This window comes from Achromobacter semiaridum (assembly GCF_053543755.1).
Genome location: NZ_JBLVOL010000008.1, coordinates 34,476 through 45,992 on the forward strand (window position 1 = coordinate 34,476; position 11,517 = coordinate 45,992).

The following is an 11,517-nucleotide window of genomic DNA, read 5'->3' on the forward strand; positions in this document are numbered from 1 at the left end:
GGCCTGTTCGTCCCCGTTCAGCATTTTGGTCAGCAGAAAATGCAGCGCCACGCGCTCGGCCGGGTTCAGATTGCCGTAGGTGCTTTCCGTGATCTGCTTGGCGAACGGTTCCATCTCTTGAACCAGCGCTTGCCCGACGGGCGTCAGGTTGATCACCACTTTGCGCCGGTCAACCGGGTCGTGATCCACCTGCACCAATTCGCGCTGCTTCAACCTGTCTACCACGCCGCGCACCGTAGCTTGGTCAATGACCGTCGCCTTGACTAGATCCGCCAGTGAACTTGCACCGTTATCCCGCACCGAGCACAGCACGACAAACTGCGCGGCGGTGAGCTGAGAGTCGGGGATGTAGTGCTGAAACAAAGCGGTGTGACGCTGATAGACACGCCGCAGCAGGTGACCTATCTGATCAGAAAACAAATAGCCTTCCGTGGTGGACGAGGACTTGCCTTTCATATTGCGCATAAGCCTATCCGAAGCAATGCATGGGTCATGATGATTTTTATCAACGGGATGCGGGTTGCCTAGTTTGCCAGCAGCGTGACGGTTTGTGGGTTGTATGTGCGGGTTGCGCTGCCGCAGCTTGCGTAAGGGACCGCCCGTTCGGGTATGCCTGTTGCGCGTATGCCTAGTTTGTCTTTGGGTAAATGGACGTGCACAAAACGTTCGACCTCGACCGTGCCGTCGGGCAGGAAATTCAACTGAAGCCGCATCAGCGTGGATTCTCCGTCAACGGGTTCAGGATGTCGAAATGCGGGCGCGTGCAGCGTTGCGGTGTGCCACGGGTGGGCGGCGTTGGCAGTGCTGCTGGGTTCAGGCGTGTCGGGCGTTCCTGGTGTGCCCGGCGGTTTTGGCGTTTCCGGCGTTCCCGGCGTTTCCGGCGTTCCCGGCGCTTCCGGCGCTTCCGGCGCGCCGGTCGCGCCGATGTCTCCGGCCGGGGTTATCGTACCGGCCGCCATCGCCGCCGCCCCAGCCGCATCCACCGCGCCAGTCGTTTGCCACCGCAGCGCCAGCGGCCGGCTAAGCATAATAAACGCCGCACCGATAGGCTGCGCAAACTCATGGCAGGCGGCCGGCAGCGGCGCGACGGACACAAGCGCGCGGTCGCCGATATCCAGCGTCTGGCCATTCACTTCAAGCCGTGCGATAGCGCCGGTCGTGTAGTTCACCGCACTGAGCAACACCAGCCCGTGCTGCCCCTGTCGATCAAGACGCTGCTCCGTCATCCCCGCCAAACGGTTCAGCGCAGGCGCAACCTCAACGCGGTCCGGATAATGAAAATACAGATACCGCAACATCGATCTATCCGGCTTATTCAGCGCCGATGAAAAGCGCGCCACGTCCGGGTAAGCAAGACGCGTCAACGGCAACGATGCGGCGACAGCATCGCCCGACGCAGAAAGATATCTGTACTGCGCGATATCCTCGCGCAAGCGCGCGCCGTCATACGGAAAAGGCTGGGTCGCGGCCGGGCTGGGATATCGATTGAACACCATGAACTGCTGCGATTCAGCGGCCGCAAACGGCATTCTTGGCCCTGCACCGGACGACGTGGTGGCGTAAGGCGTGGTGTCAATCCACAGATCTTTGCCGCTAAGGTTGACGTGCGTTTCAGCAATATAGGGATGCGCATCGCTAAAGCGCTCGCGCTTGGATTTTTCGAACGATTCGCTGGCCGGGTAAATCAGCATGGCGATCAGCGTAGGCAAGAACAACCAGGCATGGACCCGGCCCGGCACCCGGCCCCGATCGCGAGAAAGGTAATAGAGCCAGACGATGATCAGCAGGATGGCCAGTGGCCCGCCCACCCAGATTGCGGCAGTAAGAAGGGCGACGATGCCCCAGCCCAGGTCGGGAGTTAACGCGGCGGTAAGGCCAAGGAATGCCAGCCAGCCGGCCAGGGCAATCGAGATGATCAGGCCGAAGAGGTAATCCCGGTAGGGGGTGGTGGTCATTGGGAGGGGATGCGGCCGATCAGTTGACAAGAATCAGTTAAACAAAATTCAGCACATCACTTAGCGAACGCAGAGAATCGCTGCTAGCTGGCGTGGCTGCCTGGCGATTCAAGTGGTATCCCTGCATACCGAATTTTCGCGGGCCGATCATATCGGCATCGACGGTGTCGCCAATCATCAAGACCTCATCCGGCCGGCAGCCAATACCCTCACAAAGGTATTGATAGATCTGCGGCTGCGGCTTCACTGCGCTAGCTTCGTACGACCAGGCGCAAAAGTCCGGCCGGACGGGCAACAGTTTCAGCACCGGCGGCCCATACGGCGCGGCAAGGTTTGAGCAGAGCGCCACTTTGATGCCTCGGTCTTTCAGAGCAGTCAGGGTGGGAATGGCATCGTCAAAGAGTGAGATCGATTGGATCTCCTCATGCAACTCGGCCTCCAACCCACACAAATCTTCTTCACTAACCATCCCGCCAAACAAGCTTGCCGCTTGCCTGAGGTCCAACACATTGCTCATTGCCCGAACCCCGTCGTCACGCTGCCGCCGACGACCGGCTTCATGCAGCAGACGGACCAACTTTCGAAACGGGCGAGTAGGCCGCTGGATATGGACCAATGTCCCAAACACATCAAACGCTACGGCTTTGATCGCCATCGGAGGGCCCCCGGTGCTTGTCAAAATGAATGTCCACGGTGCGGTGGGCGAGTGGAGGCAAGCTTATCGCAACAGCGGTTTTAGCGGCTAAAAAGCAGAGCGAAGCTTTGAGTGGGGTCTCCGTAAGGGGTTTTCGTTTAGCAGGTTGCGACTAGGTAAACTCGACGCCTCACAAGGAGAGGCCATCAATGGTCAAAATATATAATTGGTTCTTCGCCCAGCTCGCGTGTGCGGTTGCTTTATCTTCGAACGCTGTCGCGGCCCCCTCGTCTGACGAGATCATGAAGGAGTGCGCAATCTCATCATCTATTGCGCGAGGAATTATGGAAAAGCGTCAGCATGGCGCATCCATGAGGCAGCTTATGGAAGACGCATCCAGAACAGAGGACGAGTACATGAAGGGCATCAAAACGCTCTTCATTGAGCAGGCGTTCCGGGTTCCGTCCTACGAGTCGGCCGAACGGAAATCGAAAGCTGTAGATGAGTTCGAGAACTTGGGCTACGCGGGCTGCTACATGGCTCTGACCGGAGATAAAAAGTAGGTGCGCTATTTCATGGCGCTCTTTTTTAGCTGGGTGCGTGAGCACTGCATTGCAGTGCGTACCATGCCCCACGCGCGGGGCATTAGCCGGGGGCGTATGGCCGTCTAAGCCCGAGGAGGGCAATGCTTGGAGGGGATGATGCGATGCTGGACGAAGCGTGTTTAACGCGCGTCACGCGGCGTTGTAGGCCAAGTCGAAGCGGCTCTCTATTGAAAGCGACACGTTGCAGGCGTCGCGCAGCCTTGCGTGCCCTGAACGTTTCAGGCGTTCAAATTCTTTGATATCGGGAGGCTCAGCCTTCAGCGATTTTCCCGGGCCACTCAGCTTTTTCAAGCGGGGAGGTCACCATCGGCTCCTATGATCCAGATCTTGGGCTGCGCCAGAACTCGAGTCAGGAGAGACTCTTGTGCCTCTATGCGCTTGGTGAATTCCTTGCGCGTGAGGATGGTGGGGTTCACTGGTCGGCCGAGCTTATTTCCCACATCCTCCAGCGCCGCAAACACATCGCCGTAGCTGATGTCGTCACTAAGCAGCATCAAATCAATATCGCTGCGAGCGGTGTCGGTATTTTTAGCAACCGAGCCGTAGACGAACGCCGCCATGATCTTCGGGGCCAGAGGGGCGAGCGCTTCGCGTAGCGGTCCGGCCAGGCCGATCGTCTTTTGCACGATGGCGCATAGCTCCGCGAAGATGGGCGAGTCGGGATTGGCTTGGTAGTGCTTCTGGTTGCCGACCGCCTTCACCGTGACCAAGCCGGTCTGCGCCAAGTTGGCCAACTCGCGTTGCACCGATCCGGAACCGCTGGAGACTAGACCGATTATTTCCGTGGCATAGAAGCTGCGATCCGGCTGGCCGAACAGCAACCCCAGCACGCGTTGTTTGGTGCCAGGAAAAAGCGCGTCGGCGAGACCGCTGTGCGTGAGAGGGGCTTCGATCGTTATACCCATATTGGGTTTGATTGTACCCAAATTGGGTATCTTTGGAAGCGGCCGTGCACGAGTAGCTCAACGTGCGGCTTGCTTTGTCCCCGCCAAGCTCATCAACAAAAAAAGCCTCTGCGTGCGCAGAGGCTTTGGAATCTTCGGTAGCGCATTCTCGGCTCATCAAACGAGTATCTCGTTCACGACCACATCGCTCTACGCCATCAAGAGGCGGAACGTATGGTGCAGTAAATGCTGAGAAATTTGCGTTGCGCGGTCTAAAAAAAACCGACGGATGCTTGAGAGCTTTCTGGTGCCCGGGGCCGGAATCGAACCGGCACGCCTTGCGGCGGGGGATTTTGAGTCCCCTGCGTCTACCAATTTCACCACCCGGGCAAGGGGGTCGCGAACACGTCCAGATGACGGCTGCGGGAGAACGAAGACAGCGATTATATGCGTACTTTCAAAAATTGTCAGGCGGCCTCACATCCAGCCCCTGATCAGAGCCGGATCCGCCCGGCCATCCAGCCGAAAACGGACCCAGCGCTCAAGCACTATCTACTTCTTTTCCGGCAAGAACCAGTTCATGACCAAGGCGCAAATCCCGCCGGTGGCAACGCCCGATTCCAGCACGCTCTTCACCGCATGCGGCAGGTGCGACAGAATTTCAGGCACTTGCGACACGCCCAGCCCCAAGGCCAGCGATACCGCGATGATCAGCAGCGCGCGGCGGTCCAGCTGAATGCCGGCCAGGATGTTGATGCCGGACGCGGCCACCGCGCCGAACATCACCATGGCGGCGCCGCCCAGTACGGGCTCGGGCACGGCTTGCAGCACGCCGGCCACGCCGGGGAATAGGCCCAGCAGGATCAGCATGCCGGCGATCCAGACGCCGACGTGGCGGCTGGCGATGCCGGTCAGCTGGATCACGCCGTTGTTCTGCGCAAAGACCGAGCTGGGGAAGGTGTTGAACACGCCGGCCAGGAGCGAATTCGCGCCGTTGACCAGCACGCCGCCCTTGATGCGCTGCATCCACAGCGGGCCTTCGACCGGCTGCTTGGACACCTTGCTGGTGGCGGTGACGTCGCCGATGGCTTCCAGCGACGTGACCAGGTAGATGATCAGCATCGGCACGAACAGCGCCCACGAGAAGCCCAGGCCGAAGTGCAACGGCACGGGGATCTGGAACAGGGCGGCTTCGCGTGCGCCGGTGAAGTCCAGGCGGCCCATGGACGCGGCGGCGATGTAGCCGACGGCCAGCGCCAGCACCAGCGCCGTGCTGCGGATCCAGACGACGGGCACGCGGTTCAGCAGGATGATGGTGCCCAGCACCAGGCCGGACAGCGTCAGGTTCTCGGCGCTGGCGAAGGTGCCGTTGGCCATGGCGCCGAAACCTCCGCCCATGCTGATCAGGCCGACCTTGATCAAGGTCAGGCCAATCAACAGCACGACGATGCCGGTCACCAGCGGGGTGATCAGGCGTTTGACGAAGGGCAGGATGCGGCTGATGCCCATTTCCACGAACGATCCGGCGATGACCACGCCGAAGATCGCGGCCATGACGGCTTCGACGGGCGTGCCTTGCTTGACCATGACGGAGCCGCCCGCGATCAGCGGCCCGACGAAGTTGAAGCTGGTGCCCTGCACGATGAGCAAGCCGGCGCCCAGCGGGCCAAAGCGTTTGCATTGCACGTAGGTGGCGATGCCGGAGATGACCAGCGACATGGACACGATCAGCGTGGTGTCGCGGCTGCTGACGCCCAGCGCCTGGCAGATCAAGAGGCCGGGGGTGACGATGGGAACCAGGATGGCCAGCAGGTGCTGTAACGCGGCGACGAAGGCGACGGGCGGCGCGGGGCGGTCGTCGGGGCCGTAGACCAGGTCATGGCTGCGCGCGTCGTCGGCGGCGTGGGGGGCGGGTTGGGACAGGGAGGCGGGTTGCATGGGCGGAAGGCCGGCCGGGGTAGGAGAAAGTGCGGGATTTTAGCGGGGATCGCGCCGCTGCCGCGACGGGGCCTTGAAAAGTTCCCGATAGCCCCCACCTCAGTAGGGTTTCCCGGATTCCGCGTGGGCACGTCGCCCCGGAATTTCGGTATTTGGGTTCCCTTTTTGGGTTCCCTGTATCGCGTTCCCTGTTTCGCTTTCCTTTTCATTTGTCCCTAATTTTTTACTTCACGTAGAACCATGAGCCAAACCGCCACGTCTTCCACGTCCGAAACCCTGGGGTTCCAGGCCGAGGTGAAGCAACTGCTGCACCTGATGATCCATTCGCTCTACAGCAACAAGGAAATTTTCCTGCGCGAGCTTGTGTCGAACGCCTCGGACGCCTGCGACAAGCTGCGTTTTGAAGCCATCGACCGGCCCGAATTGCTGGAAGGCAATGGCGAGCTTGCCATCACGGTCGGCTACGACAAGGCTGCCCGCACCATCACCATCTCGGATAACGGGATTGGCCTGTCGCGCGACGAAGCCGTCGCCAACCTGGGCACCATCGCGCGCTCCGGCACGCGGGAATTCTTCTCCCAGCTGACGGGCGACAAGCAAAAAGACGCGCAGCTGATCGGCCAATTCGGCGTGGGCTTTTACTCGTCGTTCATCGTCGCCGACAAGGTCACGGTGGTCAGCCGCCGCGCGGGCGCCACGGACGCGATCCAGTGGGAATCCGACGGCCAGGGCGAATTTACGATTGCCGCCGCCGAGAAAGCCACGCGCGGCACCGACGTCACGCTGCACCTGCGTGCCGACGAAGACGAATTCCTGAACGGCTGGAAGCTGCGCGAGATCCTGCGTCGTTATTCCGACCACATTTCCTTGCCGATCCGCATGGCCAAAGAAGAGTGGGACCAGGAAAAGGGCGAGCAGGTCAAGACCGAAGAACTGGAAACGGTGAACCAGGCCAATGCGCTGTGGGCCCGCAACAAGTCGGAAGTCACTGACGAGCAGTACCGCGAGTTCTACAAGACGGTGTCGCACGACTACGACGACCCGTTGGCCTGGACGCACAACCGCGTGGAAGGCCGCAGCGAATACACGCAACTGCTGTATGTTCCCAAGCACGCGCCCATGGACATGTGGGACCGCGACGGCCGCCACGGCGTGAAGCTGTACGTCAAGCGCGTGTTCATCATGGATGATGCCGACCAGCTGCTGCCGTCGTATCTGCGCTTTGTGCGCGGTGTGATCGATTCGGCCGATCTGCCTTTGAACGTGTCGCGCGAAATCCTGCAAGAAAGCCGCGACGTGCGCGCCATTCGGGAAGGGTCGGCCAAGCGCATCCTGTCGTTGCTGGAAGACCTGGCCGAAAACAAGCCGGAAGACTACGCCACCTTCTGGACGGAATTTGGCCAGGTGCTGAAGGAAGGCGCGGGCGAAGATTCCGCCAACCTGGAACGCATCGCCAAGCTGATGCGCTTTGCGTCCACGCATTCGGGCGACCAAGCGCAGACGGTCTCGTTTGCCGACTACGTGTCGCGCATGAAGGAAGGCCAGGACAAGATCTATTACGTCACGGCCGACACGTTTGCCGCCGCCAGCAACAGCCCGCATCTGGAAATCTTCCGCAAGAAGGGCATCGAAGTGCTGCTGCTGTCCGACCGCGTTGACGAATGGATGCTGTCTTACTTGCGCGAATTCGACGGCAAGTCGCTGGTGTCGGTCGCCAAGGGCGGGCTGGACCTGGCCGAGCTGGCCGACGAAGAAGAAAAGAAGCATCAAGCCGAAGTGGCTGAAGACTTCAAGCCCTTGGTCGAGCGCCTGCAAAAGACGCTGGAAGATCAGGTGAAGGAAGTGCGCGTGACGCTGCGTCTGGTGGATTCGCCGGCGTGCGTGGTGGTGGGCCAGAATGAACTCAGCCCGCACCTGCTGCGCATGCTGAAGGCCGCGGGCCAGGAAGCGCCGAACGTGAAGCCGGTGCTGGAAATCAACCCGGAACACCCGCTGCTGGCGCGCATTCGTACGGCTGAAGATGGGGAGTTTGATCAGTGGGCGCGTCTGCTGCTGGATCAGGCCCTGCTGGCTGAAGGCGCGCAAATTGCCGACCCGGCCGCGTTTGTGAAGCGCTTGAATGCCTTGCTGCTGAAGTAAGCGGCGGGGTGGTGGGATGAGAGGGCGCCTGGGAAACCGGGCGCTCTTTTTTTGCCGAAATCTACCAAAAAGCCAAATATTCCCGATCGGTAATATTTCAATGAAATCGCAGTGTTTTGCGAGAAATATTACCGATCGGGAATATTCAATTGGATTCGTGGCCGAAACACCATAAACTTACCGAACGGTAATTTTGGAGGCATCCATGCCTATCGACCACGCCCACCCCACGTTGCCAGCAACCATACGCACCGCAGCCGACCTGGGCGAACTGGTGAAAGCCATGCGACGCGATCAAGGCTTGCTTCAAGCCGATCTTGCCGGCCTGTCTGGTTCGGGTAACCGCTTTGTGGGGGACCTTGAGCGCGGCAAGCCCACGCTGCAATTGCAGAAGGTGTTGGACATGCTGGATCTGCTTGGCCTTGAAGTGCAAGTTGTGCCGAAACGCCCGAGGCTGCCATGACAGCGTCGGAGGCGTTGGATCTTTATCAAGGGTTGCGCAAGGTAGGCCGCTTGTATGACGAGCGGCCGTTGCGCTTTGTGTACGACGAGTCGTGGCGGAAAGGTTCGGACGCGCAGGCCATTTCCCCGACGATGCCGCTGACGCAGGCTGATCACGCCGGCGACGCCGTTCATGCCTTCTTTGAAAACCTGCTGCCTGAAGGGCAGGTACGCAAGTTCTTGCAACTTAGCCGCCACGCGACGACGGTATTCGGGCTGCTGCGCAGCGTGGGCGGCGACACGGCCAGCGGGCTGACGATATTGCCGCAAGGTGAAAAGCCCGCGCCCGCGCATTATCGGCCCACGACCTGGCAAGCCATTGCCGAACGCTTGAAGCACGGCGCGGTGCCCGCGCTGGTAGCCGAGAGCGACGAGGGCGCGCGAATATCCCTGGCAGGCGCGCAAGACAAGCTATTGCTGTCGGTGTTGCCGGACGGCTCGCCCGCGATGCCCGAAGGCTCGGCGCCGTCATCGCATATCTTGAAGCCCGACATTCGTGGCCTGAAAGGGGTGTGGGCGTCGGCATTGAACGAAACCCTGGTGATGCAATTGGCGGCGCAGCTTGGCTTGGGTGTGGCGGACGCGCACTATCAACGCGACACCCACGCCTGCCTGATCAAGCGCTATGACCGCTTGGACGATGGTCAAGGCGGCTTGCTGCGCTTGCATCAGTTGGACCTGTGCCAATTGGCGGGCACGCCGTCGGACGTGAAGTACGAAGCGGACGGAGGCCCCACGTTGGCGGATTGCCGCCATTTGCTGGCCGGCATGGGCGTGGGCGCGGGCGACCATAAGCGATTCTTGCAATGGGTGATTTTCAATCTCTATGTGGGCAACAACGACAGCCACGCCAAGAACCTGTCCGTGCTTCAGTCGCCGAACGGGCAATACCGGCTGGCACCGTTCTATGACCTGATGTGTACCGCGATGTACCCGGGGCTTTCCCGCCGCTTTGCGTTTTCCGTGGGCGGCGTGATGACCCCGGGCAGCATCGGACGCGAACAGATCGAGGCCATGGCCACGGACCTGGGCTTTCACCCGCGCTACGGCGTGACGGTGGCGCGGTCGTTGATGACCGCGTTGCCCGAGGCACTGGAGGCTGTGCAGGCGAGCCTGTTTGCGCAGTCCGCCGCCGGGTCCGAACGTACGTTGATCGAACGCCTGGGCAATTGGATCAAGACGAACGCACGCCGGCACGCCCAGCGCTGGGAATAAGCACCGCATCCAAGGCCAGCACCCCCTGCCCATCCGGCAGCGCCAACAACGGGTTGATCTCCACGGAACTGAAATCTTCCCGGCGCGCATCCGCGAAACGCGACAGCGCCACCAAGGCATCCGCTAGCGCATGGATGTCGCAAGGCGGTGCGCCGCGTGCGCCTTGCAGGAGCGCGTAGCCCTTGATTTCGCGGATCATCGACAAAGCCTGGGCATGGTCAAAGGGCGCCAGGCGGAAGCTGACGTCTTTCAGTACTTCGACGAAGACACCGCCCAGGCCGAACATGACGACGGGGCCGAAGACCGGGTCGCTGTGCATGCCCACGATGCACTCCACGCCTTTGGGCGCCATGGGCGCGACCAGCACGCCGTCGATGCGGGCAGTGGGGCAGTGCGTGCGTACGCTGTCCAGGATTGCGGCGTGGCCGTGGCGCACGGCGTCTTCGCCCGACAGGTTCAGCTTCACGCCGCCTACATCGCTTTTGTGCAGGATGTCGGGCGACACCACTTTCAAGACCACGGGGCCGGCCGCGCGGGCAGCGGCGGCCACGGCGGAGTCGGCGTCGGTGGCAAGCGTGCAGTCGGGCACGGGCAGGCCGGCTGGGCGCAGGACGTCCCTCGCCTGCACTTCGTTGTAGGTGTCGCGCAGCGGCTCGGTGCTTGCTGCAACTGGCGGCATTGAGGTGTGGGCGGAGGCATCCGACGCGGCCTTGGAGATGCCATTTGTGCTGCCATTCGATACAGCATTCGACGCGGTATCCGACGTAACCCCCGACGCCGCAGCCAAGCCCGCCACCGCGCCTATCGTCCGTATCGCGGCACTAGGATCTTCGAATACCAGCGTGCCCAGCCGTTCAAGCTCGCGGCGGCGCTCAGGCGGGAACAGCGCGCAGAAGGCCAGTGGCACGTCGGGGTGGCGGGCGCGCATCTCGCGGGCAAAGGTCTCGAAGGTGGGCCACAAGGCTTCCGACGATCCGGCGGCGGCCAGGAAGACCGCCAGCGCATCGTAGCGGCCGTCGGCCAGCATGTCGTCGGCGGTGGCCAGCAGCAGGCCGGGTTCGGACACCACCTGGCCGGTGACGTCGACCGGGTTGCGCGGGCCGGCGAAGGGCACGCGTTCCAGCAGCCGGGCCTGCGCGGCCGCGTCGGGTTCGGGTAGCGACAGGCCGGCTTCCTCGGCCTCGTCCGCCATCAAGGCGCCAACGCCGCCGGATATCGTGAAGATGCCCAGGCGCTTGCCTTTGGGGCGTTGCTGCCAGGTGTCCAGCGCATAGCCCAGGTTGAAGAAGTCTTCGATGCTGCGCGCGCGCAGCGCGCCGTATTGGCGAAACAGCGCGTCGTAGACGGCGTCATCGCCCGCCAGCGCGGCGGTGTGTGACGCAGCGGCCTGCGCGCCGGCCTGGGTGCGGCCGATCTTGGTGACGACCACGGGCTTGCCGGCGTCGCGCGCGGCGGCCAGTGCGCCGCGCAGCTTGGCGCCGTCGCGGCAGCCTTCCATGTAGGCCATGATGACCCGCGTGTCGGCGTCCTGCGCCAGCCAGTTGATGCAGTCGGCCACGTCGATGTCGGCTTCGTTGCCGGTGCTGATCCAGTGCGACAGGCCGAGTCCGCGTTCGCGCGCCATGCAATAGGCATAGGCGCCGCAC

Annotated in this window: 11 protein-coding genes and 1 tRNA gene; 4 read left to right on the plus strand and 8 right to left on the minus strand. The window is 61.8% G+C overall.

Going from position 1 to position 11,517, the window contains the following annotated elements:
- From ACNPP0_RS02185 to ACNPP0_RS02195, 3 genes are all read right to left on the minus strand, one after another.
- Positions 1–465 (minus strand): MarR family winged helix-turn-helix transcriptional regulator (locus tag ACNPP0_RS02185; protein ID WP_189371350.1); only part of this gene is annotated, 465 nt, incomplete at its 3' end.
- Positions 466–524: 59 nt separating this feature from the next.
- Complete coding sequence (locus ACNPP0_RS02190; RefSeq protein WP_448704897.1) at positions 525–1,955, minus strand: hypothetical protein; 1,431 nt, start codon at positions 1,953–1,955, stop codon at positions 525–527.
- Positions 1,956–1,992: 37 nt separating this feature from the next.
- A complete protein-coding gene (locus ACNPP0_RS02195; RefSeq protein ID WP_448704898.1) occupies positions 1,993–2,610 on the minus strand; it encodes an HAD family hydrolase in 618 nt (205 codons plus the stop codon).
- Between the two features lie 362 nt (positions 2,611–2,972).
- Here ACNPP0_RS02195 and ACNPP0_RS02200 point away from each other — a divergent pair, with 362 nt between their 5' ends.
- Complete coding sequence (locus tag ACNPP0_RS02200) at positions 2,973–3,152, plus strand: hypothetical protein (RefSeq protein ID WP_448704899.1); 180 nt, start codon at positions 2,973–2,975, stop codon at positions 3,150–3,152.
- 171 nt (positions 3,153–3,323) lie between these two features.
- Here ACNPP0_RS02200 and ACNPP0_RS02205 read toward each other — a convergent pair whose 3' ends face one another.
- The 4 genes from ACNPP0_RS02205 to ACNPP0_RS02220 all read right to left on the minus strand — a co-directional run bounded on the left by ACNPP0_RS02205 (position 3,324) and on the right by ACNPP0_RS02220 (position 6,016).
- A complete protein-coding gene (locus tag ACNPP0_RS02205; protein WP_448704900.1) occupies positions 3,324–3,485 on the minus strand; it encodes a hypothetical protein in 162 nt (53 codons plus the stop codon).
- Entirely contained in the window at positions 3,482–4,120 is a 639-nt protein-coding gene (locus ACNPP0_RS02210; RefSeq protein ID WP_448704901.1) for a nucleotidyltransferase domain-containing protein, read from the minus strand. Before ACNPP0_RS02210 ends, ACNPP0_RS02205 begins: the two co-directional genes overlap by 4 nt.
- Positions 4,121–4,383: 263 nt before the next feature.
- Positions 4,384–4,468, minus strand: a tRNA-Leu gene (locus ACNPP0_RS02215).
- 162 nt (positions 4,469–4,630) lie between these two features.
- Positions 4,631–6,016, minus strand: coding sequence for a uracil-xanthine permease family protein (locus ACNPP0_RS02220; RefSeq protein ID WP_448704902.1), 1,386 nt, complete (start codon positions 6,014–6,016; stop codon positions 4,631–4,633).
- Between the two features lie 240 nt (positions 6,017–6,256).
- Here ACNPP0_RS02220 and htpG point away from each other — a divergent pair, with 240 nt between their 5' ends.
- From htpG to ACNPP0_RS02235, 3 genes are all read left to right on the plus strand, one after another.
- Positions 6,257–8,155 (plus strand): molecular chaperone HtpG, encoded by a 1,899-nt coding sequence (gene htpG, locus ACNPP0_RS02225; RefSeq protein ID WP_448704903.1) that lies wholly within the window; start codon positions 6,257–6,259, stop codon positions 8,153–8,155.
- A gap of 205 nt (positions 8,156–8,360) precedes the next feature.
- A complete protein-coding gene (locus tag ACNPP0_RS02230; protein WP_448704904.1) occupies positions 8,361–8,618 on the plus strand; it encodes a helix-turn-helix transcriptional regulator in 258 nt (85 codons plus the stop codon).
- Positions 8,615–9,871 (plus strand): type II toxin-antitoxin system HipA family toxin, encoded by a 1,257-nt coding sequence (locus tag ACNPP0_RS02235; RefSeq protein WP_448704905.1) that lies wholly within the window; start codon positions 8,615–8,617, stop codon positions 9,869–9,871. Before ACNPP0_RS02230 ends, ACNPP0_RS02235 begins: the two co-directional genes overlap by 4 nt.
- Here ACNPP0_RS02235 and ACNPP0_RS02240 read toward each other — a convergent pair.
- Positions 9,831–11,517: acetate--CoA ligase family protein (locus ACNPP0_RS02240; RefSeq protein WP_448704906.1), on the minus strand; the 1,687-nt coding region annotated here is incomplete at its 5' end. The two genes, ACNPP0_RS02235 and ACNPP0_RS02240, sit on opposite strands and share 41 nt — an antisense overlap.

Excerpts from the sequence above, each read along its gene's own strand:
- ACNPP0_RS02190 (WP_448704897.1), bottom strand. The coding sequence starts at position 1,955 with ATGACCACCACCCCCTACCGGGATTACCTCTTCGGCCTGATCATCTCG.
- ACNPP0_RS02195 (WP_448704898.1), bottom strand. The coding sequence starts at position 2,610 with ATGGCGATCAAAGCCGTAGCGTTTGATGTGTTTGGGACATTGGTCCAT.
- ACNPP0_RS02200 (WP_448704899.1), top strand. The coding sequence starts at position 2,973 with ATGGAAGACGCATCCAGAACAGAGGACGAGTACATGAAGGGCATCAAA.
- ACNPP0_RS02220 (WP_448704902.1), bottom strand. The coding sequence starts at position 6,016 with ATGCAACCCGCCTCCCTGTCCCAACCCGCCCCCCACGCCGCCGACGAC.
- htpG (WP_448704903.1), top strand. The coding sequence starts at position 6,257 with ATGAGCCAAACCGCCACGTCTTCCACGTCCGAAACCCTGGGGTTCCAG.
- ACNPP0_RS02230 (WP_448704904.1), top strand. The coding sequence starts at position 8,361 with ATGCCTATCGACCACGCCCACCCCACGTTGCCAGCAACCATACGCACC.
- ACNPP0_RS02235 (WP_448704905.1), top strand. The coding sequence starts at position 8,615 with ATGACAGCGTCGGAGGCGTTGGATCTTTATCAAGGGTTGCGCAAGGTA.